General features: G+C 59.1%; 24 protein-coding genes. 14 read left to right on the plus strand and 10 right to left on the minus strand.

Features of this window, described 5'->3' with window-relative positions; translation table 11 throughout:
* From JM93_RS00290 to JM93_RS00315, 6 genes are all read left to right on the plus strand, one after another.
* Entirely contained in the window at positions 1-753 is a 753-nt protein-coding gene (locus JM93_RS00290) for an SDR family NAD(P)-dependent oxidoreductase (RefSeq protein WP_145340064.1), read from the plus strand.
* Positions 750-1,745 (plus strand): zinc-dependent alcohol dehydrogenase, encoded by a 996-nt coding sequence (locus JM93_RS00295; protein ID WP_145340065.1) that lies wholly within the window; start codon positions 750-752, stop codon positions 1,743-1,745. The genes JM93_RS00290 and JM93_RS00295 overlap by 4 nt, the downstream gene beginning before the upstream one ends.
* A 10-nt stretch (positions 1,746-1,755) precedes the next feature.
* Positions 1,756-2,046 (plus strand): UxaA family hydrolase, encoded by a 291-nt coding sequence (locus tag JM93_RS00300; protein ID WP_145340066.1) that lies wholly within the window; start codon positions 1,756-1,758, stop codon positions 2,044-2,046.
* Positions 2,047-2,059: 13 nt separating this feature from the next.
* Positions 2,060-3,241, plus strand: coding sequence for a UxaA family hydrolase (locus JM93_RS00305; protein WP_145340067.1), 1,182 nt, complete (start codon positions 2,060-2,062; stop codon positions 3,239-3,241).
* A 125-nt stretch (positions 3,242-3,366) separates the two neighbouring features.
* Positions 3,367-4,377 carry an Ldh family oxidoreductase gene (locus JM93_RS00310; RefSeq protein WP_145340068.1) on the plus strand — a complete coding sequence of 337 codons (1,011 nt, stop codon included), beginning with the start codon at positions 3,367-3,369 and terminating at the stop codon, positions 4,375-4,377.
* Positions 4,378-4,440: 63 nt separating this feature from the next.
* A complete protein-coding gene (locus JM93_RS00315) occupies positions 4,441-4,851 on the plus strand; it encodes a universal stress protein (protein WP_145340069.1) in 411 nt (136 codons plus the stop codon).
* A 61-nt stretch (positions 4,852-4,912) separates the two neighbouring features.
* Here the strand turns inward: JM93_RS00315 and JM93_RS00320 are convergent, their stop codons facing one another.
* The 7 genes from JM93_RS00320 to JM93_RS00350 all read right to left on the minus strand — a co-directional run bounded on the left by JM93_RS00320 (position 4,913) and on the right by JM93_RS00350 (position 11,166).
* The gene (locus JM93_RS00320; protein WP_145340070.1) at positions 4,913-6,196 is read right to left on the minus strand and encodes a TRAP transporter large permease; all 1,284 of its coding nucleotides are present in this window, start codon (positions 6,194-6,196) and stop codon (positions 4,913-4,915) included.
* Positions 6,193-6,771, minus strand: coding sequence for a TRAP transporter small permease subunit (locus JM93_RS00325; protein ID WP_208994842.1), 579 nt, complete (start codon positions 6,769-6,771; stop codon positions 6,193-6,195). Before JM93_RS00325 ends, JM93_RS00320 begins: the two co-directional genes overlap by 4 nt.
* A 23-nt stretch (positions 6,772-6,794) precedes the next feature.
* Positions 6,795-7,832, minus strand: a complete 1,038-nt coding sequence (locus JM93_RS00330) for a TRAP transporter substrate-binding protein (protein WP_145340071.1) — start codon at positions 7,830-7,832, stop codon at positions 6,795-6,797.
* Positions 7,833-7,871: 39 nt separating this feature from the next.
* Positions 7,872-8,684, minus strand: coding sequence for a putative hydro-lyase (locus tag JM93_RS00335; RefSeq protein ID WP_145340072.1), 813 nt, complete (start codon positions 8,682-8,684; stop codon positions 7,872-7,874).
* Between the two features lie 99 nt (positions 8,685-8,783).
* Positions 8,784-9,671, minus strand: coding sequence for a LysR family transcriptional regulator (locus tag JM93_RS00340; RefSeq protein WP_145340073.1), 888 nt, complete (start codon positions 9,669-9,671; stop codon positions 8,784-8,786).
* Positions 9,672-9,813: 142 nt separating this feature from the next.
* Entirely contained in the window at positions 9,814-10,827 is a 1,014-nt protein-coding gene (locus JM93_RS00345; RefSeq protein WP_145340074.1) for a zinc-binding alcohol dehydrogenase family protein, read from the minus strand.
* Between the two features lie 48 nt (positions 10,828-10,875).
* Positions 10,876-11,166: a putative quinol monooxygenase gene (locus JM93_RS00350; RefSeq protein WP_145340075.1), complete on the minus strand. Its 291-nt coding sequence runs from the start codon at positions 11,164-11,166 to the stop codon at positions 10,876-10,878.
* Positions 11,167-11,262: 96 nt separating this feature from the next.
* Between JM93_RS00350 and JM93_RS00355 the strand changes: the two genes are divergently transcribed.
* From JM93_RS00355 to JM93_RS00365, 3 genes are all read left to right on the plus strand, one after another.
* Entirely contained in the window at positions 11,263-12,156 is an 894-nt protein-coding gene (locus JM93_RS00355; protein ID WP_145340076.1) for a LysR family transcriptional regulator, read from the plus strand.
* Positions 12,157-12,278: 122 nt separating this feature from the next.
* A complete protein-coding gene (locus JM93_RS00360) occupies positions 12,279-13,130 on the plus strand; it encodes a hypothetical protein (RefSeq protein ID WP_145340077.1) in 852 nt (283 codons plus the stop codon).
* Positions 13,131-13,257: 127 nt separating this feature from the next.
* On the plus strand, positions 13,258-14,112 hold the full coding sequence (locus tag JM93_RS00365; protein WP_145340078.1) for a substrate-binding domain-containing protein: 855 nt from the start codon (positions 13,258-13,260) through the stop codon (positions 14,110-14,112).
* Between the two features lie 49 nt (positions 14,113-14,161).
* Here the strand turns inward: JM93_RS00365 and JM93_RS00370 are convergent, their stop codons facing one another.
* Positions 14,162-15,010 (minus strand): methyltransferase family protein, encoded by an 849-nt coding sequence (locus tag JM93_RS00370; RefSeq protein WP_145340079.1) that lies wholly within the window; start codon positions 15,008-15,010, stop codon positions 14,162-14,164.
* Positions 15,011-15,186: 176 nt separating this feature from the next.
* Between JM93_RS00370 and JM93_RS00375 the strand changes: the two genes are divergently transcribed.
* The 5 genes from JM93_RS00375 (at position 15,187) to JM93_RS00395 (ending at position 21,833) form a co-directional block, all read left to right on the plus strand.
* Entirely contained in the window at positions 15,187-16,407 is a 1,221-nt protein-coding gene (locus JM93_RS00375; protein WP_145340080.1) for an acyl-CoA dehydrogenase family protein, read from the plus strand.
* 3 nt (positions 16,408-16,410) lie between these two features.
* Positions 16,411-17,448: a phosphotransferase family protein gene (locus tag JM93_RS00380; protein WP_145340081.1), complete on the plus strand. Its 1,038-nt coding sequence runs from the start codon at positions 16,411-16,413 to the stop codon at positions 17,446-17,448.
* Positions 17,449-17,522: 74 nt separating this feature from the next.
* Positions 17,523-18,254, plus strand: a complete 732-nt coding sequence (locus tag JM93_RS00385; protein WP_145340082.1) for a GntR family transcriptional regulator — start codon at positions 17,523-17,525, stop codon at positions 18,252-18,254.
* A gap of 26 nt (positions 18,255-18,280) precedes the next feature.
* Complete coding sequence (gene kynU / locus JM93_RS00390) at positions 18,281-19,549, plus strand: kynureninase (protein WP_145340083.1); 1,269 nt, start codon at positions 18,281-18,283, stop codon at positions 19,547-19,549.
* A 382-nt stretch (positions 19,550-19,931) separates the two neighbouring features.
* Positions 19,932-21,833, plus strand: a complete 1,902-nt coding sequence (locus JM93_RS00395) for a PhoX family protein (RefSeq protein ID WP_145340084.1) — start codon at positions 19,932-19,934, stop codon at positions 21,831-21,833.
* 110 nt (positions 21,834-21,943) lie between these two features.
* On the opposite strand, the gene metG is transcribed toward JM93_RS00395, so the two are convergent.
* Complete coding sequence (gene metG, locus JM93_RS00400) at positions 21,944-23,479, minus strand: methionine--tRNA ligase (RefSeq protein ID WP_145340085.1); 1,536 nt, start codon at positions 23,477-23,479, stop codon at positions 21,944-21,946.
* Between the two features lie 211 nt (positions 23,480-23,690).
* Positions 23,691-24,686, minus strand: a complete 996-nt coding sequence (locus JM93_RS00405) for a YeiH family protein (RefSeq protein ID WP_145340086.1) — start codon at positions 24,684-24,686, stop codon at positions 23,691-23,693.
* Positions 24,687-24,693: the final 7 nt, after the last annotated feature.

Here is a 24,693-nt window from a genome sequence, read left to right on the forward strand (position 1 = left end):
ATGTCCGGTCTGTTTAGCGTCTCGGGAAAAGTTGCCTGCGTGACCGGCGCCAGTTCCGGTCTCGGCCGGCGCGCGGCAACGGTTCTCGCCCAGGCGGGCGCGTCTGTGGTCGGTGTTGCCCGCCGTGCGTCTGACCTTGATGAGTGGCGGCAGGAAGCCGGCGGGTCGACCGCAGCCGTGGCGGCCGATTTGAGCGATCGCGAGCGTCTTGCCAGCATTGTAGACAGTATCGCCGAGGCATTCGGCCCACCTCAAATTCTGATACATGCCGCGGGGATCAACACCCGCGAGCCCGCCGATGAGGTGACCGATGCCGGGTGGGACATCACCATGATGCTCAATCTGACCGTGCCGTTCTTCCTGAGCAAGGCCTTTGCGCCTGCCATGAAGGAAAAGGGCTGGGGCCGGATCATCAACTTCGCGTCCCTTCAGACAACACGGGCGTTCCCGGGCGGCATCGCGTATGGCGCGTCCAAGGGCGGCATCGGCCAACTGACAAGGGCCATGGCCGAAGCCTGGTCGAAGGACGGGATCACGGCCAACGCAATCGGCCCCGGCTTCTTCCCGACAGAGCTGACGGCGGCCGTCTTCGGCGACGAAGACCGGGCGCAGCGCAATGCTGCCCAGACCTGCATCGGCCGCAATGGCGCGCTCGACGACATTGACGGCCCGATCCTGTTTTTGTGCTCGGAGGCGTCCCGCTATGTCACGGGGCAGGTCCTCATGGTCGACGGGGGGTTCACCGCAAAATGAAAGCCCTTGTCTATACCGGCCCGGAAACGCAGGCTTACCGGGATGTTGCCGATCCGGCGCCTTCGGCAAGCGATGCACTGATCAAGGTGGCGCACACCGGGATCTGCGGGTCCGACATGCATGCCTTTCTCGGCCATGACGAACGCCGCCCGGCACCGCTCATCCTCGGACATGAAGTTGCCGGAACCGTTATGTCCGGTCCCCTTCAAGGCAAGCGGGTGACTGTCAATCCGCTAGTGACATGCGGCACATGCGAGGCCTGCCGCTCCGGGCGGGACAATCTCTGCCCGGACCGGCAGATCATCTCCATGCCGCCGCGCGAAGGCGGGTTTGCTGAATACCTGAGCATGCCGGAAGGCAACCTGGTCGTGGTGCCGGATCACATCAGTGATGCCCAGGCGGCGCTGGCCGAACCGGTTGCCTGCGGCTGGCATGCCGTGCGTCTCGCCAAACGCGCCTTGATGTCAGATCCGGCAGAGGCGAAAGCGCTGGTGATTGGCGGCGGCGCCATCGGGCTCGGGGCGGCTCTGTCCCTGAAGGCTCAGGGGATCAGTCAGGTCCGCCTGATCGAACCCAATGCAGAGCGGGCTGGGTTTCTCAAATCCTCCTGCGGGATCGAGGTCCTGACACCGGAGCAGGCGGAGACGGGCGGGCACTACGATCTCATCGTCGACGGCGTCGGCTATGCCGCAACACGGGCAACGGCAACAAAACTGGCCAGGCCCGGCGGTGTCATCAGTCACATCGGGCTCGGGTCGGCCGAGGGCGGCCTCGATATCCGGCGCATGACGCTGCAGGAGATCACCTTCATCGGCACCTACACCTATACCGCCGAAGACTTCCGCGAGACCGCCAGGGCCATGTTCGATGGCCGGCTGGGCGCGCTCGACTGGACCGAGACCCGGCCTCTGTCCGACGGCCTCAAGGCCTTCACCGACCTGCGCCAGGGCGCGGTCGCTGTTCCGAAAATTCTACTCACACCAGACACTTGAGGAGACGTTCATGTCTGAAATTCCCCATCTTCTCGTCCACGAACATGCCGACAATGTCGGGGTGGTGGTTGTGGAAGGGCTGACCAAAGGCACCGACATGCTGTGCTGCGTCACCCATGACAATTCCACGTTTCGTCTCACCGCCGGCGCGGATGTGCCGATCGGCCACAAGATCGCGCTGAAAGATCTCGGCAATGGCGATACCGCCATCAAGTACGGCGAAGACATCGGCAAGATCATCGCCGACATCCCCAAGGGCGCCCACGTCCACACCCACAATTGCAAAACCAAGCGCTGGTAAGGAGCCGCCCGAAATGTCTACCAAATACTCCAACATGACGGTGAAAGCCTACCGGCGCGAAAACGGCCGGGTCGGGGTCCGCAACCACGTGGTCATTCTGCCCGTCGACGACATCTCCAACGCCGCTTGTGAGGCGGTCGCCAACAACGTCAAGGGCACGCTGGCCATCCCCCATGCCTATGGCCGCCTTCAGTTCGGTGAAGATCTGGAGCTGCACTTCCGCACCATGATCGGCACCGGCGCCAACCCGAATGTGGCGGCCGTCGTGGTCATCGGCATCGAGCCGGGCTGGACCAAGCGCATCGCCGACGGCATCCGCGAGACCGGCAAGCCGGTCGCCGAGTTCTCCATCGAACAGAACGGTGATTTTGAAACCATCCGCCGCGCCTCCTGGGCCGCGAAGGACTTCGTTCACAAGACGTCGGAATACCAGCGCGAAGAGTGCTCCATTTCCGAGCTCTGGGTCTCCACCAAATGCGGCGAGAGCGACACCACCACAGGTCTCGGCTCCTGCCCCACCGTCGGCAACATGTATGACAAGCTGCTGCCGGAGGGCATCACGGGCTTCTTCGGCGAAACGTCCGAGATCACCGGCGCGGAACACATCTGCCAGAAGCGCGCGATCAACGAGGAAGTTGGTGAGCGCTGGTACAAGATGTGGAAGGCCTATCAGGATGATGTCATCTTCGCGCATCAGACGGACGACCTTTCCGACAGCCAGCCGACCAAGGGCAACATCGAGGGCGGCTTGACCACCATTGAGGAAAAGGCCCTCGGAAACCTGGAAAAGATCGGCCGCACCTCGCAGTACATCGACATCCTGGAGCCCGCAGAAGCGCCGAAGTCGGGCAATGGCCTCTACTTCATGGACTCGTCTTCTGCCGCAGCGGAATGCGTGACGCTGATGGCCGCGGGCGGGGCCGTGATCCACACCTTCCCGACGGGCCAAGGCAATGTGGTGGGCAACCCGATCGTGCCGGTGGTCAAGATCACCGCCAACCCGCGCACGGTCCGCACCATGAGCGAGCACGTCGATGTGGATGTCTCCGGCATCTTGCGGCGGGAGATGACCATCGATGAGGCAGGCGATGCGCTGATCGAGATGATCTGCCGCACCGCCAATGGCCGGAACACCGCTGCCGAAGCGCTCGGTCACCGGGAGTTCTCCATGACCAAACTCTACCGCAGCGCCTAACCCCAACTGATCCGGTGGCTGGAAGCCAGCCACCAGATTTCCAGCATTTCGGTTTGGCCATCGCCAAGGCCCAGAAATTGAAATAAGTGTCGGCGATCTATCGTCTTTGGAAAGCATGAATACTTATGGAAGCCACCGAACGACTGAGCCTTTGTAACGCAGAACTTTTGATCAAATCCGCCTTCCTGGCCGTTGCTGTTCCAGACCTAGCCGCGCAGTCCGTTGCCAATGCGCTTGTCGCCGCTGAGGCGGAGGGGCAAGTGGGACACGGATTTTCGCGGGTCGAGGACTACGCCGCACAAGTCCAGTCGGGGAAAATCCGCGCTTCCGCCGAGGTCCATATTCATCAGAAAGGCACCTCCAGCCTTCTCGCCGATGCCGGTTTCGGGTTTGCATATCCCGCGCTTGATGCCGTCATCAAGAAAGGCTCCGGGATCGCATCGGAGCATGGTTGTGCAACCATGGGCATCACGCGGTCGCATCATTGCGGCGCCCTGTCAGTTCAGGTCGAAAAACTCGCCGAAAGGGGACTGATGGCGATCATGGTGGCCAATGCGCCGGCGGCGATGGCCCCGTTCGGAGCCAAGGATCCCGTGTTCGGCACCAATCCGATCGCGTTCGCCGCCCCCCGGCCGGGCAAGGATCCGCTTGTCGTGGACCTGTCCCTATCACGGGTGGCCCGGGGCAAGGTGATGAATGCGCGCAAGGCCGGAAAGGACATTCCGGAGGGATGGGCGCTCGACAAGGACGGCAACCCGACCACGAACGCCGAAGCCGCACTCGAGGGCACGATGCTGCCGATTGGCGAAGCCAAGGGCACGGCGCTGGCGCTGATGGTCGAAATTCTGGCCTCGGTCATGACGGGGGCCTCGAAAAGCACCGAAGCCTCCTCGTTCTTTTCCGCCGACGGGTCGCCTCCCGGTGTCGGCCAGTTCCTGATTGCCATGAAACCGATGGACACGGCGCATTTCGGCGCCCGCATCGAGGCGCTGCTCGGCCTCATTGAAACCATGGAGGGCGCGCGCCTGCCCGGCAGCCGCCGCGCTGCCGCCATTGCCAGGGCGCGGGCGGAGGGCATAGATGTACCGGTCCGTTATGTCGATGCGGTCCGAAGGCTTGCAGAAGGTCACAGCTGAACCTGACCGGCAACAGGTCACGGCATTGCTGGATGAGTTTCAGAAGGGGAGGATTACGATCCGATGTACAAGCATGTTTTGATACCGGTCGCTTTGGATCATGAAACGCTGATCGCCCGCAAGCTGGAAAATGCGCGCCATCTGATGGCGGCAGACGGCAAGATCACCCTTTTGACCGTTTTGGAGAACATTCCGGGTTTCGTTTCTGAGTTCGTGACCATGAAGGTCGACAATCACCTGACCCAGAAGGTTGAGGCCAAGCTGCGCGAAGCAACCGGCGGAGATGACAGCATCCGGTGCCAGGTCGTGAGCGGGAAGCCGGGCGTTCAGATTGCAGCCTTTGCCGAGGAAAACGATGTCGATCTCATCATTGTCGGATCGCATCACCCGACCGCCCAGGATTATTTCCTCGGATCAACCGCATCGCGCGTCGTCCGCCGGGCGGGATGTTCGGTGTTCGTCGTTCGAGACTGAACGTCCCCAACAAAAGACCCCGCGCCGAAGTGCGGGGCCAAAGGTGGGAGGAGCCCCGCCGCTATTGCAGGACGGCGGGGAGAAAAAGGGCAATTCCGGGCATCGCGATAAGCGCGGCGACCATCAGGCCCATGGTAAGCACAAAGGGTATGGAACCCAGCATCACGTCGCTCATGGAGCCGCTGCGCCGGGCGCCTTGCACCACATAAAGATTTAGCCCGACTGGTGGCGTGATAAGCGCCATCTCAATGAGTACGATCATCAAGATGCCGAACCAAACCGGGTCATAACCAAGCTCGAGAACCAGCGGCACAATAATCGGGATCGTCACCACCATCAGCGACAGCGTTTCGATGAAAAACCCGAGCACGATGTAAATCGCAACAATCACCAGAAGTGTCCAGAATGGCGTCAGCCCGAGAGACCCGAGGAACTCCTGTAACTCCCGGCCGAGACCGGCCGAGGCAAGCGTGAAGTTCAAGAACGAAGCGCCAATCACAACAAGCATGATCATTGCCGTGATCTTGATCGTTCCCAGAAGGCTGGCTTCCATCATCTTCCAGGTAATGCCGCTCGTGAGCGCTGCAATGAGCATGGCCCCAGCTACGCCCACAGCGGCCGCCTCCGTCGGGGTTGCCCATCCCATATAGATCGACCCGATGATCAAGGTGAACAGCATGATGATCGGCAGGAGCTCCGTGAGCGCCTTGAGCATGTCGATGAAGGGAAAGACACGCCGGGTTCCGCCGAGATCGGGCCGGATCGCGCAAATCAAGGCGGTCACCACCAGAAAGGCAAGCGCCAGCAAGAGGCCCGGCACGAGACCCGCCAGAAAAAGCTGCGGGATCGAGGTCTGGGTCAAGAAGCCGTAGACGATCAGGTTGATCGATGGTGGGATCATGATGCCGAGCGTGCCTCCGGCTGCAATAGCGCCGGAAAACAGTCGCTGATCATATCCAAGACGTTCAGCCTGTGGCATGGCAACGGTCGCAACGGTTGCCGCGGTTGCAACAGACGAGCCGGACGTGGCCGAGAACATTGTCGCGGTTGCCACATTGGCGTGAATCAAACCGCCTGGAAGCCAAGAGAACCAACGGTCCAATGCCGAGTAAGTCCGGCTTGCGATCCCGGAGCGGACAAGGATCTCCCCAAGCAGCACGAAAAACGGGATGGCGATCAAGGTGGCCGATTTTGAAGACGACCAGACCATGTTTCCAAGGCCGCGTATCAAGGGAAACGAGGAATAAAACTGATCAATTCCAAAGGCGAGCAGGAACAGCACGACCCCCACGGGCAGGGAAATCGACAACAGCGCGAGCAGGGAGACTGACAAGGTTCCAATCATGTTGCAGCCTCCGCCTCACGGGCAGCTGCGTCCGCTTCCGCGAAAACACCTGCAACACTTTCCGCTTCCTTCAAGCGGGACTGAAGCACCAGGAATGTTGCCGCGACGAGCGTGATCCAGGCTGAAAGGGCAAACCAGGCCCATCCCATGAACCACGGCACTTGAACTAGCGCCAACGGTGTTTCAAGCGGTGTGTTTGCCCGGCTGCCATTCGCCAGGGAGCGCTCGACAACCGGCCAGCACTTGTAGGCGATCACGGACGCAACGGCCGCCAGCGTTGCCATGCAGATGAGATCAAGAACCGCCCGGCCACGCGATGCGAAACACCCGCGCAGAAAGTCGATGCGCACATGGCCGAGCTCCAAGAGACAATAGGCCATGCCCCATGACGTTACGATGGCCATAACATAGCCCGCGATCTCGTCTGTCCCTCCAAGGCTGCCCCCCAGGAGCCGAAGGGCGATTTCGGCAAGGATGAAGACGGCGCATAGCAACAGGACCAAGCCCATCGCAAGCGCGATGAGCCGGTTTGTAGCCCTTAGCCGGTCAATAATCGTTTCGCTTAAACCGGGCACCGCCGTCTCCTCTTTATCAGCGCTTAGTTGGCGATCTGAACGCCGACGGTTTCGCCGACACTGGCATTCCAGCGCTGCGCCCAGTCACCGCCGGCCCGTTCGGCCCAATCCGGCAGCACTTCGCCGATCAAAATGCCACGCGCCTTTTCGAAGTCGGCATCGGATACTTCCACAAGCGTCATGCCCCGCGCATCACCGGCCGGGCATTCTCCATTGCCTGTCAGGCAGGCAATGTCGTTGACCAGCGCATCCTGGGCGACGGCCCAGGCGGGGTCTTCGAACCCGGTCTTGATTTCGGCCTCGATCGTGGCCTTCATTTCATCGCTCAAGCTGTTCCAGCGATCCATATTGATGGCCGTCACGACAGAATCCCAACCGCCGAGCGGAATCGGCAAAAGATGGGTGGACACTTCCCACCAACCGGCCGAATAGCCCGACCCTGCGCCGGTGACCGCGCAATCGACAACACCGCGTTGAAGCGCGCCAGGCACTTCTGAGAACGAGACATTGACGCCTTCCGCGCCGAGCGCTTCCAGGAAAATCGCCGTCATGCGCCCGGATGCCCGCACCTTCTTGCCCTGAAGATCATCGAGGCTGCCGATTTCGGCATTGCAGAACACCACTTGCGGCGGGTAGGGGGCGATCGCCAGGACGTGTGAATTGAACCGGTCCTTGTAGATATCGGCGACCATTGGGCGGGCCGCATTGACCATCGCGCGCGCATCGTCTGCGTTCAGCGCCAGGAGCGGCACATCAAGGCCTTCCAGCTCCGGAGCATCTGCCACCGCGTAGTCGGCGACCGTCATGCCGACATCGTAAACGCCATCCCCCAGCAGCCGGAAGACATCGGCGACACCAAGGCCCATTTGGTTATGCGTTGTCAGGTCCACCTCGATTTCACCGCTGGACGCTGCCGGAAGTTTTTCCGTCCAGAAGGGGGCTTCGAATTCCTTGTGCAGCGGCAGGCCGGACCAGCTGCCAACCACGGATAGCGTTTCGGCGCTGGCTGGGGCGGCAAGAAGGGCGGTGGACGCCAAAAGGATGGAAAGGTGCTTGGTCATATCGGTCTCCTCTGAGAGGGGCTGGAAGGTTTTTTGTTTTCAGTCGGATTGGATCACCGGAATGTCTGCGGTTTCCGGCACATCGGTGATCAGCATGTGTCCGGGAGTATGGGTGATGACCATCGGCAGGCTGGCGGCCAGGAGAACCGCTTGGGGCGTGACCCCGCAGGCCCAAAAACACGGTATCTCACCGGGCTCAATGTCGACAGGCTCGCCCCAGTCCGGAGTGCGCAGGTCTGCAATGCCGATGTCTCCAGGATTGCCTGTATGTACCGGTGCGCCGTGGGCGAGTGGAAATCTTGAGGAAATCGCAATGGCCTCAGAGACACGGGCTTCCGCAATTGGCCGCATGCTGACGACCATGGTGCCGGAGAATGGCCCGGCCGGGGTCAAGGCGATTGACGTGCGGTACATGGGAACGGTCGTGTCCATGTCGATGTGACGAACCGGAATTCCAGCCGCGATCAATGCGTTTTCGAAGGTGAAAGAGCAGCCGAGCGCAAAGCCGACAAAGTCGTCCTGCCACAAATCCGAGATGTCGGGTACCGTCGCCGTCAGCACGCCGTGTTCATAGACATTGTAGGAGGGCACATCCCGGCACAGGTCTACATCCTGGCCGAGCGTCCGGAACTTTGGGCTGCCGGCATCTGTCATGCCAACAACCGGGCAAGGCTTGGGGTTGCGCTGGCAAAAGCGTGCAAAATCGAGTGCGTGGGTTTCGGGCAGGACCACCAGATTGGCCTGAAGATATCCGGCGGCCAAGCCGGCCGTATGCCGACCATATGCGCCCGTGCGGATCGCGGCCCGCGCCTCGGCCGGGATCAAGGTCCGTATCTGTTCGAAACTGCTCATTTTCGTGCCACACTCCCTGCGTCATTTCGAGCATGTCCGCGAGGAGGATGTTGGTCAAATCAATAAAATTGGCAATTTCATATAAATATTTTTTATGCTCTAAACATGCTGCGAAGCGATTTCAGCGGCCAGAAGCGCCGCGCTTTCAACCATCTGGCTGCGCGGATCCGCAATGAAGGACGCGGTGAAAGTCAGCGGTTCAGGTCCCCAGCCCGGATCGAATGTCTTCAAGGTCCCGGCCTGAACGTAAGGCTGTGCAAGGACGCGCGGCAATGCCCCAACACCCAGTCCGGACTCGACCAGGCGGATCGCCGCAGACAATGAGGACGAGGGAAACAGCGGAACATCCGCCCCCGCTTTTTCCTGAACCTTGTCACGCAGCTCCCGGTAGGGACGGGTGTTCTTGGCGTAGGTGATGACCGGTTTGCCGAACAGCCCGGCAGCTTCGCTGCGGTCATCGGGAACATTGACAGAGGCATACCAGCCGAGCTCGAACTCCGGCAGCGCGATGTTGTCGACCGAAAATTCCGAAACCGGACCGAGCAAAAAGGCAAGATCGATTTCGCGGGCCAGCAATGCGTTGCGCAGATTGACCGAAACATCGACATTGAACTCGATCTGCAGCTTCGGGAAGCGGCGTGACAATTCGGTGATGAAGTCGGGCATCCAGCTTTGGGCGATCGTCTCTGACGCCCCAAGCCGCAAGTGGCCCTCAAGGTGGGCAGGATCGACGATGTCACGTTCTATCTGGTTCGACAGAACTTCCAGCTTGAGTGCATATTGAAGCAGCAATTCACCCTTTTTGGTGAGCCGGTTATGCCCGGCCGAACGGTCGAACAGCTGGGTGCCGAGCGTCTGTTCCAAGTTCTTCATGCGGGCCGTGACTGCCGGTTGCGTGAGGTTCAACGACTGTGCCGCTTTCACCACCCCGCCGCTGCGCACGACGATCAGGAATGTCCGCAGCTGGTCCAGATTGATCCGTAACATTCAAACGCCCCGAAAACCGCAACCATCGCAGAGCTTTGCGGCGAAGGAAAGAGGTGAGGCAGGGCGTTTGGAAATGTATGCGGCAGGTCAAAACCAGTTGGAGGGGGCCGGTTCTGGTGCGTTTTCTGCAGGCTTTGGCAGGTTAAAAGCCGTCAAGAACGATCTTGCCGCGCGCTTTGCCGCTTTCAAGCATCTGATGGGCCTTTATCAAGTTACCCGCTGAAATATTGCCGAGGCTTTCCGTGGTGGTTGACCGAATCTGACCAGCGTCCAAAAGCTCCGCGACATGTTGCAGGATATCGCTCTGCCTTTTCATGTCCGTTGTTTGAAACAAGGACCTTGTAAACATCAGCTCCCAGTGGATCGAGACGGACTTTGCCTTGAACGGCATGATGTCAAAGTGCTCGGGATCATCAATCAGCCCAAAGCGTCCCTGCGGAGCGATCATGTCTGCCGCATCTTGCGCATAACTGGCAGACTCATTGGTTGAAAATACAAACCCTGGCGCACCGACATCAAGTTCTTCGACCTGAGGTGCCAGCGGCTTCGAATGGTCGATCACGTGGTGCGCGCCAAGTTGCTTTACCCAAGCCTTCGTTTCCGGTCGCGAGGCGGTGGCAATGACTGTCAGGCTGGTCAGTGCACGCAGAAGCTGGATCGTTATGGAGCCGACACCGCCTGCGCCGCCAATGATTACGGCCGCTTCTGCCGCGCCTGGCACCGGCACATCCACTTTCAGCCGGTCCCACAGCATCTCATAGGCCGTCAGTGCAGTCAGTGGCAGGGCGGCAGCGTCTGACGGGGAAACCGAAGCCGGAGCCTTGGAGACGATCCGGGCGTCCACAAGATGGTATTCGGAATTCGTGCCGGGCCTGTTAATCGATCCAGCATACCAGACACGGTCACCCGGTTGAAATCCGGACGCCTTTTCCCCGGCAGAAACGGCTTCGCCTACTGCGTCCCAGCCCAGCACAACCGGGATGCCATCGTCCGCGGCGCGGGACATGCGTATCTTGTAGTCGACCGGATTGACCGAAATGGCAAGCACCTTGACCAGCAGGTCATGCCCGCGGGCTTCCGGAACGTCCTGTGTCAAGTCGACGAGAGCGTCAGCCCGGTCGATCGGACCAGGAGAGTTGTAGCCAACGGCTTTCATGAGTTTTGTCCTTGTATGAAGGCGAAGTTCGACCAAATGTCCTGGCTGTCAGCCGATTTTGGTCATCTCGGTCAGGGAGAATTCGGCGATGGCTCCTTCGGTGGCGGTCATGTAGGCGGCAAGATGCGGCGCATTCATATGGTCCCGCCAGAGTTCGCGGGTTTCCCAAATCTCGGTGAAGGTGAAATGCGCTGGATCTGCCGTGTTCTGGTGCAGTTCGTAAGTCAGGCACCCGCGCTCTTTCACGGTAGTCGGTATGAGCTTCAGCAGCTCGGATTTGACCAGGTCAATCTGGTTCGGTTTTGCGTGAATGTTGGCGATGATGGTCAAGTTGCTCATGCGATCTGTCCTGTTTTGTGCAGATCAAGATTTAACTCCTTGCCACAGCCGGATAAATAAGTAAGTTCCGCAAATATAATCCGGAAATACCGAATAATGCTGCTTGATAACCTCGCCCTGTTTGTCTTGATCAATGAGAAAGGCAGTCTCACTGCAGCCGCTCGCGAGCGTGGCCTGTCACCAACCACCGTTTCTGAACGCCTGTCCGCACTCGAAGCCCACTATGGTGTGGTGCTTTTGAACCGGACAACACGGGCCCTCAGCCTCACCGAAGAAGGCCGCACGCTTCTGGAGGGGGCGCGGCGTGTGCTGAGCGAGGTGGCGGATCTCGATGGCCAGATAAAGGCCGGCGCACAAACACTGTCCGGACCGATCCGCATCAGCGCACCAAGTGACACGGGGCGCCTGGTGGTCTCCGATGCACTTGACCGGTTTCAGCAGCGGCACCCGCAGATCAAAATAGAGTTGCACTTGTCAGATGGATACGTTGACGTGGTCGGACAGGGATTTGACTTGGCAATACGTTATGGCGAAGTCACCGACACAAGTTTGCGCCGGCGTGCGCTGAGGCCGGTGCGGCGGATCGTTTGTGCATCACCCGCATATCTGGCTGACAACGGCGAGCCGCAGCGACCTGACGATCTCAGGGCACATAATTGTCTGATCATGCGCTTCGGGCTCAATCTCGACAATCTCTGGAGATTTGGGTTCGGTCATTCGGCACAAACCATTGCCGTTCGTGGCGACCGTGTATCAAATGATGGGGCACTGGTGCGGCAATGGGCCGTAGAGGGCGGCGGGATCGCCTGGAAATCGGATATTGATGCCGGCCCAGACCTTGCTGCTGGCCGGTTGATCGAGGTTCTTGGCTCTTTTTCCGCGCCCAGCGTTCCGTTGCAATTGCTGTTTCCGCCGGCACGGGCGCAGCCCCGCCGCGTGCGGGCCTTGGCCGAACATCTGGCAAAGGCGATTGACGACAGGGTCGTTTGAACAATGGACCCTCGCCATTTTTGGCAAGTCATTCCATCGCCGTTCTTGCATTGTCCTTTTTTCTGGAAACGTAATGTCAATATCCGCTCGGTTAGTGTTGGTGCGTTGTTTGGGAACGTCTGATGAACCGTCTCCTTCTGGGTCTGCTGGCAGTGTTTGCTTCCGTGTCGGGATGCCTTGCGGAGGTCTTCCGTCTTGGTATCGTTGGCGAAGATGAAAGCCGTTACGACTACGAAATCGGATTGATTGAACTCGCCTTGCAAAAAGCGGAGGGTGACCACACGCTCGAAATCGTCGCGCACCCGAATTCGAGCCAAAGCCGGGTGTTGCTGATGCTCATGAATGACGTTGCAGACTTTGATGTGACCTTTTCAGGCATCGACAGGGAGCGGCATGCGCGGCTTTTGACCGTTCCTGTTCCCTTGCAGCGTGGTTTGTTGGGGCTGAGGATCCTGATTGTCAGCGAAAGGCATAAGGACAGGCTGGCGGGCGTTGAAACCCTGGAAGATCTGAAAAAGGTTCCGATCGGGTCGGGAACCGGCTGGCCAGACACCTCCATCCTGGAGAATGCGGGTTTTTCGGTCGCGCAGTCGGACTATGAGAGCCTCTTCAAGATGGTTTATAAAGGCCGGATCGCCGGGTACGCTCGCGGCGTTGCGGAACCTTATCGGGAGGTTGCGGTGCGCGCGGCGGACATGCCGGGTCTTGCCATCGACACCCGGCTGTTGCTGGCCTATCCGTTCGACACCTTTTTCTTTGTCGGCAAGCAAGACAAAAAGCGCCACGATATTTTGTTGCAAGGCCTGACGCGCGCTTATGAAGACGGCAGCTTTATGACTTATTTCGAAGGACACCCGCGGATTCGCAGCGTATTTTTGCAGGCGGACCTCGATCGCAGGGTCCGTTTTGACATCGAGAATCCTTTCCTGCCCGAAGCCTTTCAAAATATACCGGACAAATATTGGCATCGTTGAACATGCGATCTGAATGAAACAACGTGTTAATAGTAATACAGGTTTCAAACACTGTTGAAAAATACCAATAACCTTAAAGTAAGAGATCTGCCCCCCGAATAGTGCTCCATTGATTGGGAGGCAAACTATGAAGACCTTGTTGACTGCGGCAGTCCTAGCCGGATTGAGTTTTACTCCGGCCCACGCATTGGAATTTCTCGTTGGCGAAGAGCGCGCTGACAGCAGCTTGAACAGCTACGAGTTCGGCCTGATCGAATTGGCGCTTCAAAAAGCCGACGGAGATCATACCGTGTCACGAGCTTCGGTCGGCGAAGCCAACCAGTCCCGTCTCCTAGAGGAGCTCGCCACCGGGAGTGCGGACTTTCACATCATCTTCTCAGGAATTGATCAGGAACGGTTCGACAAGCTGGCGACTGTTCCAATCCCGCTGCAACGTGGCCTGCTTGGCCATCGCGTCCTGATCGTTAGCGAAGACTCCAAGAACAAGGTGGCTGCGGTCAAGACCATAGAGGACTTGAAGAACATCTCGATTGGGTCCGGCACAGGCTGGCCCGACACCCAGATTTTGGAAGCGGCTGGACTTAAAGTTTCAGACGCCAAATACGAAAATCTTTTCAAGATGGTCGAGGGTGGCCGAATTGATGGTTTCGCGCGGGGCGTTGCCGAACCTTACGCAGAGGTGTCGGCCCGCAGCGGCGAAATGCCAAGCCTTACGATCGATGAGTCCATCATAATCGTATACCCGTTCGACATGTTCTTGTTTTTGAACAAGGACGACAAAGAACGCTACGACATCCTGATGCAGGGGTTTACGCGCGCTTATGAGGATGGCAGTTTCATGGAGTATTTCGAAAACCACCCGCGTATCAAGGAAGTGTTCGAGCAAGCTAAGATCGATGATCGGATCCGGTTTGAGATCGAAAATCCGTTGCTTCCGAAGGAGATCGCAGCCATTCCAGATCAGTTCTGGCACGGCCGGTAAAGGGCCAGTCTGCAATAAAAGGCCTCGTGAATTGCTTGTCGGGGCTTTTTTATTCTTTGCCGCTGTTGGCCCGGCCGGAACTTGAATGGTACCGGGAAAATGACAAAAAGCGGGGGATCACATAGGGTACGCGCGACTGATAGACCTTGAACCTCGCGCCATAGATCGCGGAGAACCTGCGCTCTTTCAGCCGCGGAGCGAGAAGGCAATAGGCGGTGTAGCTCAGCGCGAGCGCCAGCTGATCGGGCGTCCAGACCGGGACGGTCCACAAGGTCAGGGCGAACGCTACATATATCGGCTGGCGAATGATGCGGAACAGCCCGGTTTCGGGCATGTCCGGAAACACCGGCTTGATCTTCTGGACCAGCGACATCCAGCCGAGCGCACCAGATTGAACTTCGGCGCCGGCATCGAAGCTGGCTTTCATAAGCACCAGCCAAGAAGCGGCGTACGCCGACACGATCAGCCAGAATAGCCCGCCTTCTGCCCGCCACCAGACAATGCCGCTCGGGGTCCACAGAGCAAACAATGCCAGGAGTTGGCAGGATGCAATGATGGCATATGTGGTTGTCGCCAAGGTCTTGCCGTGAGGGGCAGGAGCGAGGCGCTCCAGGATCCGCCGGCCACTCCCGGTCAACAGAAACGAATGGGCAAGCGGGAATTGCAAAACGAGAAAGGCGTTCGCGGCAAGCGCCCAGGGCCAGGGAACCGAGCCCAAGCTTTGTGACATGCCGAAAAACATGGCGGTGATCATGGCAAGCACCGCCGCCGTGAATATGGCATGGCACACCCCGCCATATAGCAAAGCCAGGGAAATCCGGCCCATGCCCGGTGGTGCCTGAAACAGACCGGATACCAGCTGCCACAAGCGGGCCAGTTTTGCTTTGGTGTCTTGCATGGACAAGGAAGTATGCGCGCAGCAGCAAGAGGAAAGGCCTGTGCCGGTCTGTCGCAGTTTGAAACATCTTGAGAAGGCCTCTGGCGGTTCCCTCTTTCGCGCCATCCGGTTTGCCTGCAAGCTGTGACCAAAGACTGCGCCGCCCTTCACATCCATGGCGGTAGTTGGGAGGAACCATGGACTTCACGATATCGCCGGAGATCGAGGATCTGCGCGCACGCATCGCCGCGTTCATCGCAGACAATGTCATTCCGCTGGAAAGCGACCAGGGTGCTTATGACGGACACGGCAATATCGCCCGCGATCCACTCGAGGCGCTTCGTGCCAAGGCCCGCTCCGAAGGGCTGTGGTGTCTCCAGTTGCGCCGGGAAACCGGTGGTGGCGGTTTGAACAAGGTCGGCATGGCGGTGTGTTATGAGGAAATGAACCGGTCGATCTTCGGTCCTGTGATTTTCAATTCCGCAGCGCCTGATGACGGCAACATGATGCTTCTGGAAAAGGTCGGCACGGACGCGCAAAAACGGCGGTGGCTGCAACCGATTGTCGAGGGCCGGGTACGGTCGTCCTTTGCCATGACGGAGCCGCATCCAGGAGGCGGATCCGACCCGTCGATGATCCGGACACGGGCTGAGCGCCAGGGGGACAAGTACATTGTAACGGGGCGCAAATGGTACATCACGGGAGCAGAGGGCGCACAGCACTTCGTTCTTGTTGCGCGCACGTCCGATGATCCCAAAGCCGGCCTAACCGCCATGCTGTTTGATGCCGGCCAGCCGGGTTGGCGGATAGAGCGCCGGATCGGCATTATGGGGCCGGAAGAGCATGGCGGGCATTGTGAACTGGTTTTCGACGGTCTCGAGATCCCGGCCGAAAATGTGCTCATCGGGGAGGGGCGGGGCATGAAGGCCACGCAAGTGCGGCTCGGACCTGCGCGTCTCACTCATTGCATGCGCTGGCTGGGTCTTGCAAAACGCTGCACCGAGATTGCACGGGACTACGCCGAAAAGCGGGAAGGCTTTGGCGTCCGTCTGGCGGAGCGCGAGAGCGTGCGCATCATGCTGGGCGATCTCGCGATGGCGATCGAGACCGGCCGGTTGCTGGTCATGAAGGCAGCCTGGGAAATTGACCGCGGCAGCTACGCCCGCAAGGAGATTTCCATGGCCAAAATCCATGTCGCCAATCTGCTCCACCGGGCAGCGGACATCGCCATCCAGATCAATGGCGCGCGTGGCTATTCGACCGACACACCGCTTGAATGGATCTACCGGTACGCCCGGCAGGCGCGGCTGGTCGATGGCGCTGATGAAGTCCACAAGATGGTGCTGGACCGGGTGCTGTCGGAAGAGCAAAACGACTTCTGGCGCTGGGATGTTGCGGGCGCGGCGGAGGAGGGCTGATCCATGGCGGATGTCGAATTCGCCGGCCTCGACTTCGAGCGCCATGCCTTGCAAGAGGTTCTGAGGAACGAACTCGGCCCGGCCGGACGGTTTTCTGTCCAGCGTATTTCGGGCGGGCAGTCGAACCCGACCTATTTCGTCGATTGGGGGGCTGAGCGCCTCGTCTTGCGCAAGCAGCCAAACGGACCGATCCTGCGCGGCGCGCATGCAATCGACCGGGAGTACCGTGTCCTGAAAGCACTGTCGGGAACATCGGTGCCCGTGGCCGAGCCGTTGCTGTTTCATGAGGACCCTGGGGCACTCGGGACGCCGTTTTATCTGATGCAGCGGGTCGAAGGCCGTGTTCTTGATGACGCGGCGCTGGGCAGCGTGCCGCGCGAACACCGCCGGGCTATATGGATGGCGGTTGCCGATGCAATGGCGAAAATGCACGCGGTGCTGCCGGCGGATGTCGGTCTGAGCGATTATGGCAAGCCGGGCAACTATTTTGCCCGCCAAATTAACCGATGGAGCCGTCAGTACGAAGCCTCCGGGACGGGCCGCATTCCTGAGCTGGATCATCTGTGTCAGTGGTTGCCGGACAATACGCCGGAAGACGACGGTTTGGTCCGCCTGGCGCACGGTGATTTCCGGATCGGCAACATGCTGTTTCACCCGGAAAAGCCAGAGGTGGTCGCGATCCTGGATTGGGAATTGTCGACGCTTGGCCATCCGATGGCCGATCTGGGGTTTTGCTGCATGCCGTGGCACACTGCACCGGATGAGTATGGCGGCATTTTCGGCCTGGATGTTTCCGGATCGGGTCTGCCTCAGGAAAGGGATTTTATCGCGCGCTATCAATCACAAGTGACTTTCCCGGCTCAGCTTTTGCCGTTTCACAAAGCGTTCGCACTGTTTCGGTTTGCCGTGATTTTCGTCGGGATTTCGGATCGTGCGAAGGCTGGCAGTGCAGCGGATCCGCGGGCCGCGGAGCTGGGGCCTCTTGCACAGCGGTTTGCCATACGGGCGCTTGAGATCATTGATGGCAAACACGGCAGCTGACCGGCTGTCTTGCGCAATCCAAAATTATATATAATAAAGAGAGAAATCGTATAATATATATAATTTGAAAGTGTATGACGTCCAAAGCTGAAGCCGCTTATCTCACTCTCCGCCAGCACATTCTGGATGCGCAACTTGCGCCTGGTGCGCCGTTGCGCCATGACCGGCTGCGCGAGATGCATGACATTGGCTGGACCCCCTTGCGCGAAGCTTTGCAGCGGCTCGAGGCCGAACAGCTGGTGATCTCGAAACCCAATCGCGGGTTTTTTGTCGCCGAGATTTCGGAGGGCGAAATTTCGGATTTGCTGAACACACGTTTGGTGCTTGAAGAGCCCTTGCTGGAAGAAGCAATGCGCCTTGGCGATGAGGACTGGGAAGTCGGTATTGTTGAAGCGCATCACCGGCTCTCGCGTGCAGCGAACATTCTTAGCGATCTGACTCTGGAAAACCTGCGGGACTGGGATGCCCGCCATCGGGGCTTCCACCTGTCGCTGATCAATGCGGCGCGTTCAGTCTGGCAAAAGCGGCTCTACAACCAAGTCTGGGATCATCTGCGCCGACATCAGTTTCATATGACCATCGCCCCTTTGATCACCGCGAAACAGGCTGGCCGGGCGCCGGACGACACTTTGATGTCGCGGCTGCACAACGCCATGAACGGTCTGTCACACGAACGCCTGATGCGCGCTGTGCTTGACCGCGACACGGAAACAGCCCGCCTGCTGTTGAAGCTTCATGTCGGCGAAACACTTGGCGTCTACCGCGCCGTTCGCCAGAGTCACGGAACTCCCGATCACGCGGCCTGACCGCACTTTAGTTGACAGGATCAAATATGCCGTCTGTTGTCGAAAGCCCGTCCCGCTCCGTCAGTCAGGCCGACTGTCTTGCGCTTGATGAACGGGATCCGCTGAAACACCTCAAGGATCGGTTCGACCTCCCGGAAGGCGTGATCTATCTGGACGGCAATTCGCTCGGCGCTTTACCGAAATCTGTTAAGCCTCGCCTCGCCAAAGCGATAAACGAGGAGTGGGGCAAGGGGCTGATCCGGAGCTGGAACGATGCTGGCTGGTATCCGGCGCCAAAACGGGCCGGGGAGGCGATCGCGCGCCTGATTGGTGCAGACCGCGACGAGGTGATTGTCTGCGACAGCATCTCGGTGAATCTTTTCAAGCTTCTGATTGCGGCGCTTCGCAAGCGGCCCGAGCGTAAAATCATCGTCTCTGAGAAGGGCAACTTTCCGACTGATGTCTATATCAACGCTGAAGCTGCCGAGCTGATGGGCTGCGAGCTGCGCTGTGTCGAGCCGGGAGACGTCCAGGCTGCAATCGAAGAGGCGGGAGACGGGTTGGCGCTGCTACAGCTCACCCATGTGCACTACAAGACCGGCGCCATTTACGATATGGCGGGTCTGACCAGAACAGTCCAGAAGTTGGGCGGTCTGGTTATCTGGGATCTGGCCCACTCGGCCGGCACATTGCCCGTCGACCTCAATGGTTGCCGTGCGGATTTTGCGGTCGGCTGCGGCTACAAGTATCTCAATGGCGGCCCGGGCGCGCCGGCCTTTGTGTTCGTCGCCCGCCATCATTTGCCGGACCTACATCAACCAATTGCCGGGTGGCATGGCCATGCCCGGCCATTTGCGTTTGCGCAGGATTACGCCCCGCATGCAGGCATCGAGAAAATGCTCGCAGGGACGTCGCCGCAACTGTCACTGATCGCGCTCGAAGAGGCGCTCACCGTGTTTGACGGCGTCGACATGCAGGTCCTGCGGGCGAAGAATCGCACGCTGGGCGACCTGTTCATACAGCTTGTCGACCAGGAATTGGGCGCATTCGGCTTTGAGCTCGCCAGCCCGAGAGAAAGCGCGGAACGCGGCAGCCAGGTGTCGCTCACCCATCCGCAAGGTTATGCAATCGTGCAGGCTTTGATCGCGCGCGGTATTATCGGGGATTTTCGGGCGCCGGACATTCTGCGCTTCGGGTTCGCTGCGCCTTATGTGGGCTATGAGGATATCTGGAACGCAATTGCAGCGCTCAAAGACATAATGGCGACCGGCGTGTGGGACCAGCCGCAGTTTCACGCGCGCCAGGCTGTTACCTGATCAGCTGCATGCCATGCGGCAGACCGTCGGAATAACAGGGCCAAGACGCCGGGGCAGGTTTTTCTGCTGGAGCTGTCGTGTTCGTCTGGTGCTCCCCTAGAGGAGAAAATCTACTGGCGCGGGTGCTTTTTCGAAACACGTCGAGTTTGCGAAGACTTCGCTTAATTGGACCCGCTTCAATACCCAAAAAGAAGCTGGCAAAAGGAGTTGCCGGGGCGGATTTTATTTGCTGGCAAATAAAATTTATGGATGTGCACACGGTTTTTACTATCCGCGCCCGATTCTAGGTATTTTTTCGTCATTCTGTCACGGTCCTCCTGCTATCGAATCCACCTTTCCAGCCAAATCAGGTTGATGATTGAGCCAGAACAGGGAGACCGAGATGAGCGATTATCATGAAGAAATGTCTGCAGACGAATGGGATGAAATGAACTTTCCGCGTCCGGACGAGCAAGAGTTTGACCGCGTTGTTGAGAGCGCGATCTCCCGCCGCGGTTTCCTGTCAGGCGTTCTTGCATTCGGCTCCGGTGCTGCGGTCATGGGCACGGGCCTTTTGAAGAGCACGACGGCGCTGGCACAGCAGACGTCACGCTTTGCGTTTGACCAGCTCCCGATCCAGACGGACGGAACCGTGCACGTTCCAGCTGGGTACAAGTGGGACGTTCTCGTGCGCTGGGGCGATCCGCTGTTTTCAGACGCTCCGGAATTCAATGCTGAAACGGGGCACCCGACCGAAGGGTCCGACCGTATTTTCGGTGAAAACACCGACGGTATGGAACTGTTCAACGTCGGTGGCCGCGAGATCCTCGTCGTAAACAGTGAATACCCGAACCCGAAAATCAACCTGCCGGCCGGGCAGGAAGGTCAACCTGCTTCGGCTGACGATGTTGTTCTGCTGCAGAACATCCAGGGCGTTTCAGTCATGGAAATCGCCGAAGGTGAGAACGGTTGGGAAGTCGTTGTCGACAGCCCGTACAACCGCCGTATTCACCACCGCACACCGATGAAAATCGACGGTCCGGCTGCCGGTCATGATCTGTTGAAGACCGCTGCCGACAGCACCGGTACAGAGTCGCTCGGCACCTTCAACAACTGCGGGTCCGGCCGCACGCCTTGGGGCACATACCTGACCTGTGAAGAAAACTTCAACGGTTACTTCGGCGCAACCGCAGAAGTATCGGCCGACGAAGCAGTCATGGACGGGTTCAAGCGCTACGGCGTCAAGACCGACGTTGAACCGGGCCGCTACAACTATCACGGCTTCGACGAGCGGTTCGACATCTCTAAGAACCCGAATGAGCCGCACCGGGCTGGTTACATCGTCGAAATCGATCCGGCGAACCCAGATTCGACCCCGGTCAAGCACACAGCGCTCGGCCGCTTCAAGCACGAGAACGCTGCAACCGCTCTGACCCCGGAAGGCCGCCTTGTGGTCTATATGGGCGACGATGAGCGTGGCGAGTTCATGTACAAGTGGGTCTCCCGCGACATCTACGTTCCGGGTGGCGATACGTCGACCCTGATGCGTGACGGCCAGCTGTTTGCTGCCCGCTTCAACGATGATCTGACCGGGTCCTGGGTTGCGCTGACCCCGACCGCGACCGGCATGAGCGAGGCCGAAATCGCGATCTTCACGCGTATGGCGGCTTCCAAGGTTGGTGCCACCACCATGGACCGTCCGGAGTGGATCGCGGTCAACCCGACGGCGGTTGAGGCATATTGCTGCCTGACTAACAACAAGAACCGCGGCGTCAAGGCGAATGCCGGTGGTGACGACACGTCCGTCAACGGTCCGAACCCGCGCGAAGCCAACAACTACGGCCAGATCGTCCGTTGGCGTCCGCATGGCGATGACCACGGCAAGGCGACCTTCGACTGGGATCTGTATGTGATGGCCGGAAACCCGACCGTTCACGGCGACAGTGCCTACGGCGGATCTGCCAACATCAACGAAGGCAACCTGTTCAACTCGCCGGATGGCATGCAGATCGACACAACGGGTCTGATCTGGATCCAAACGGACGGCAACGACAAGAACGAAGGCGATTTCGCTGGTATGGGCAACAACCAGATGCTTGCTGGTGACCCGGCAACCGGCGAAATCCGCCGCTTCCTGACCGGCCCGAAAGGCTCTGAAGTGACCGGCCTGACCTGGTCTTCCGACAAGCGCACGATGTTTGTTGGCATCCAGCATCCGGGCAAGCCTTTCCCGGACGGCGAAGGCAGCCTGCCGCGCTCTGCGATCGTTGCTGTCAAGCGTGACGACAACGCCAAGGTTGGCTAACGATTTCTGCTGCAGCCGTTCAATCCGGGCGGCTGCACAGAGATGCGTTCAAACAAAAAGACCGCGGATGGCGACATCCGCGGTCTTTGTTTCTCTAAGGCGCAGGCCGTTCAGGCGGCTTCGGGTGCATTCACCCTTGGGAACAGCGCGACGATCTCGCCGAGCTGCGTGCCGCCTGCCAGCTTGTCGAGTTCCGCCTTCCATGGCGTTGCGACTTCCGGTGCGCCCAGCATCTCAAGAGCCTTTTTCGCCGAGCCCGGAATCACCTGGGTCAAGGCTTCGAACAAGATGCGCTGCAAGTCGAGCGTGACATAAAGCACGGTGGCACAGCGCTCGCGGGTTTCCTCATTCTTGAACAGCGACCAGGGTGCCTGCTGGTCGATATACTCGTTCATGGCTTCGGCCGCTGTCACCAACGCCTGAACGCGCCCCGGAATGTCGGGTAGGTACATCCAGCTGGCAAACCCGGCTACGGCGTCAACAACGGTCTTGCGCAGCGCTTCATCCTCCGCGGTGAGGGGCCCCGGCTGAGGCACTTTGCCGTCAAAGTTCTTGTTCGAGAACTTGGCAACGCGCGACAGCAGATTGCCGATCTTGTTGCCCAGCTCGCTGTTATAGGTTTGGCGGATCAGTTCGACCGAGATCTGGCTGTCGCTGTCGGCCCGCATGTGCCGGGCAAGATACCAGCGCAGGGCATCGACGCCCATCATCTCCATGACTTCGTTCGGATCGACCACATTGCCGATGGACTTCGACATTTTCACACCGCCTGCACCCGTCCAGTGACTGTGCACCGAAAGCCGTTTCGGCAGCGGAAGACCGGCCGCCATCAGCATGATCGGCCAATAAACCCCGTGTGGTTTCAGAATGTCCTTGCCGATCAGATGCTCGACATCGGCCCACCAGTCTTGGTAGCCGTCCTCCGGCCAGCCAATGTTGGTCAGGTAGTTGGCCAGTGCGTCGAACCAGACATAGGTGACGAAATCCGTATCAAACGGCAGTTCGACGCCCAGGGTCACGCGCGATTTCGGGCGGGAGATGCACAGGTCTTCCAGCGGCTCCGACAGCATCTGCTTCAGTTCCGTACGGAAGGCGGGCGGCGTGACGAAGTCCGGATTGTCCTCGATATGTTTCAACAGGCGCTCGCGGAACGGCTCCATCTTCAGGAAGTAGTTGGTCTCGTCCGTCTGCTCGACTTTCATGGTCGGGTGCAACGGGCACTGGCCGTCTTCCGTCAGATCGCTCTCCTTCTTGAACTCCTCGCAGCCCTTGCAATAGATCCCGGTGTAGGCGTGCTTGACGATCAGGTCCTTGTCGAAAATCGATTGCTCCATATCCGCAACGGCCTGCTTGTGGCCATCGCGGCTGGTGCGTACGAAATAGTCGTACTGAACGTCAAACTTGTCGAAAACTTCCCGGAACTCAGCGCAGCGCATGTCGAGATAGGCGCTGATTTCCATTCCGAGATCGGCGGCCGCTTCCTGGTTTTTCTGGCCATGCTCGTCAACGCCGGTCGACAGCAGCATCTCAACCCCTTGCGCCTGACGGTTCCGTTTCAGGATGTCTGCGACAATCGACGTGTAGGCGTGGCCGATATGCGGCGCGCCATTGACGTAATAGATCGGGGTGGTGATGTAGCTCTTCATCAGTCGCTTTCGAATATCAGGTTACCGGGCAGCCAATATGCGGGACTGCACTGCATGCCGAAAATGAGGGTGCTGGCTATATTTCACACTCACCGTCACAAGAAAACCCCCGGCCGCGGTTGGTGGCAGGGCTCAAGGCTCATCTAGGCGCTTGACGCTGAAATTTCACAGGTGCTGCCGCCGCGGACCAAAGCCCGCGCGCAGGCGTGGTTTAGCCCAGCAGCCAAATACCGGCGAGTACAAACACGGCCAAAAACGCCGTTTGGGTCACGACCATCCAAATTGCCGGGCCGCCGACTTCCAGCAGCTTTGGAATGGACGTTTTCATGCCCACAGCGGCAATCGCCGCCAGCAGCGCCCAGCTGGCCACCTGGCTTGCGAATTCGCTCACAAAAGTGGGGATCAGCCCAAAGGAGTTGAGCGTTGCCAGCACCAAGAAGGCAATCACAAACCCGGGGATCAGGGGCGGGCGTTTTGTGCCTGGCTCCACGCTGCTGCGCAGAATGAGAGCCGCGATGAAAACAACCGGGGCCAGCAACGTCACCCGGATCAGTTTGACCAAGGTCGACAGATCGCCGGTTTCTTCGGAGATGGAAAAGCCTGCCCCCACCACTTGGGCGACATCATGGATCGTGCCGCCCAGAAAGACGCCGGTCTGGTCCATGTTCAGCTTCAGATAGCTGGTCAGGATCGGATAAAAGATCATGGCCAGGGTGGAAAGCACGGTGACGGTGATCACCGTGAAGGCCAGATCGCGTTCGGCATGCTCGCGCTTGGGAAGAATAGACCCGATTGCCATGGCAGCCGACGCGCCGCAGATGGCAACGGCCCCACCAGACAAAAACGAGAACAGCCGGTCACGGCCGAACAATCGACCGATCAGCAATGAAAACCCGATCGTAGCGCCGACCCCGCTTACGATGACAATCAGCATGGGCAGCCCTAGCGATTGCACCATCTCAACCGAAATCCGGACACCCAGCAGCGCCACGCCAATCCGCAACAGTGTTTTGGCGGAAAACGCGACACCCTCCGCAGTGCGTTTTTCCTCGGCCAGGAAATTGAGCGGCATGCCGAGCAGGATTGCCATCAGCATGGCCGGCGCGCCGTAGTGTTCATTCAAGAACTGTGCGGCGATGGCAACGAGGCCAGCTATTGCAAAGCCGGGAAACAGCTCTTGCGCCCGGGCCTTGAGCGTTTCGATCATTTGAAAC

It is taken from the genome of Roseibium hamelinense, from assembly GCF_007830545.1.
Lineage (GTDB): Bacteria > Pseudomonadota > Alphaproteobacteria > Rhizobiales > Stappiaceae > Roseibium > Roseibium hamelinense.

What these genes read in the sequence shown, in the direction of transcription:
- JM93_RS00290 (WP_145340064.1), top strand. Translation starts at nt 1, where the DNA reads ATGTCCGGTCTGTTTAGCGTCTCGGGAAAAGTTGCCTGCGTGACCGGC.
- JM93_RS00295 (WP_145340065.1), top strand. Translation starts at nt 750, where the DNA reads ATGAAAGCCCTTGTCTATACCGGCCCGGAAACGCAGGCTTACCGGGAT.
- JM93_RS00300 (WP_145340066.1), top strand. Translation starts at nt 1,756, where the DNA reads ATGTCTGAAATTCCCCATCTTCTCGTCCACGAACATGCCGACAATGTC.
- JM93_RS00305 (WP_145340067.1), top strand. Translation starts at nt 2,060, where the DNA reads ATGTCTACCAAATACTCCAACATGACGGTGAAAGCCTACCGGCGCGAA.
- JM93_RS00310 (WP_145340068.1), top strand. Translation starts at nt 3,367, where the DNA reads ATGGAAGCCACCGAACGACTGAGCCTTTGTAACGCAGAACTTTTGATC.
- JM93_RS00315 (WP_145340069.1), top strand. Translation starts at nt 4,441, where the DNA reads ATGTACAAGCATGTTTTGATACCGGTCGCTTTGGATCATGAAACGCTG.
- JM93_RS00320 (WP_145340070.1), bottom strand. Translation starts at nt 6,196, where the DNA reads ATGATTGGAACCTTGTCAGTCTCCCTGCTCGCGCTGTTGTCGATTTCC.
- JM93_RS00330 (WP_145340071.1), bottom strand. Translation starts at nt 7,832, where the DNA reads ATGACCAAGCACCTTTCCATCCTTTTGGCGTCCACCGCCCTTCTTGCC.
- JM93_RS00335 (WP_145340072.1), bottom strand. Translation starts at nt 8,684, where the DNA reads ATGAGCAGTTTCGAACAGATACGGACCTTGATCCCGGCCGAGGCGCGG.
- JM93_RS00340 (WP_145340073.1), bottom strand. Translation starts at nt 9,671, where the DNA reads ATGTTACGGATCAATCTGGACCAGCTGCGGACATTCCTGATCGTCGTG.
- JM93_RS00345 (WP_145340074.1), bottom strand. Translation starts at nt 10,827, where the DNA reads ATGAAAGCCGTTGGCTACAACTCTCCTGGTCCGATCGACCGGGCTGAC.
- JM93_RS00350 (WP_145340075.1), bottom strand. Translation starts at nt 11,166, where the DNA reads ATGAGCAACTTGACCATCATCGCCAACATTCACGCAAAACCGAACCAG.
- JM93_RS00355 (WP_145340076.1), top strand. Translation starts at nt 11,263, where the DNA reads ATGCTGCTTGATAACCTCGCCCTGTTTGTCTTGATCAATGAGAAAGGC.
- JM93_RS00360 (WP_145340077.1), top strand. Translation starts at nt 12,279, where the DNA reads ATGAACCGTCTCCTTCTGGGTCTGCTGGCAGTGTTTGCTTCCGTGTCG.
- JM93_RS00365 (WP_145340078.1), top strand. Translation starts at nt 13,258, where the DNA reads ATGAAGACCTTGTTGACTGCGGCAGTCCTAGCCGGATTGAGTTTTACT.
- JM93_RS00370 (WP_145340079.1), bottom strand. Translation starts at nt 15,010, where the DNA reads ATGCAAGACACCAAAGCAAAACTGGCCCGCTTGTGGCAGCTGGTATCC.
- JM93_RS00375 (WP_145340080.1), top strand. Translation starts at nt 15,187, where the DNA reads ATGGACTTCACGATATCGCCGGAGATCGAGGATCTGCGCGCACGCATC.
- JM93_RS00380 (WP_145340081.1), top strand. Translation starts at nt 16,411, where the DNA reads ATGGCGGATGTCGAATTCGCCGGCCTCGACTTCGAGCGCCATGCCTTG.
- JM93_RS00385 (WP_145340082.1), top strand. Translation starts at nt 17,523, where the DNA reads ATGACGTCCAAAGCTGAAGCCGCTTATCTCACTCTCCGCCAGCACATT.
- kynU (WP_145340083.1), top strand. Translation starts at nt 18,281, where the DNA reads ATGCCGTCTGTTGTCGAAAGCCCGTCCCGCTCCGTCAGTCAGGCCGAC.
- JM93_RS00395 (WP_145340084.1), top strand. Translation starts at nt 19,932, where the DNA reads ATGAGCGATTATCATGAAGAAATGTCTGCAGACGAATGGGATGAAATG.
- metG (WP_145340085.1), bottom strand. Translation starts at nt 23,479, where the DNA reads ATGAAGAGCTACATCACCACCCCGATCTATTACGTCAATGGCGCGCCG.
- JM93_RS00405 (WP_145340086.1), bottom strand. Translation starts at nt 24,686, where the DNA reads ATGATCGAAACGCTCAAGGCCCGGGCGCAAGAGCTGTTTCCCGGCTTT.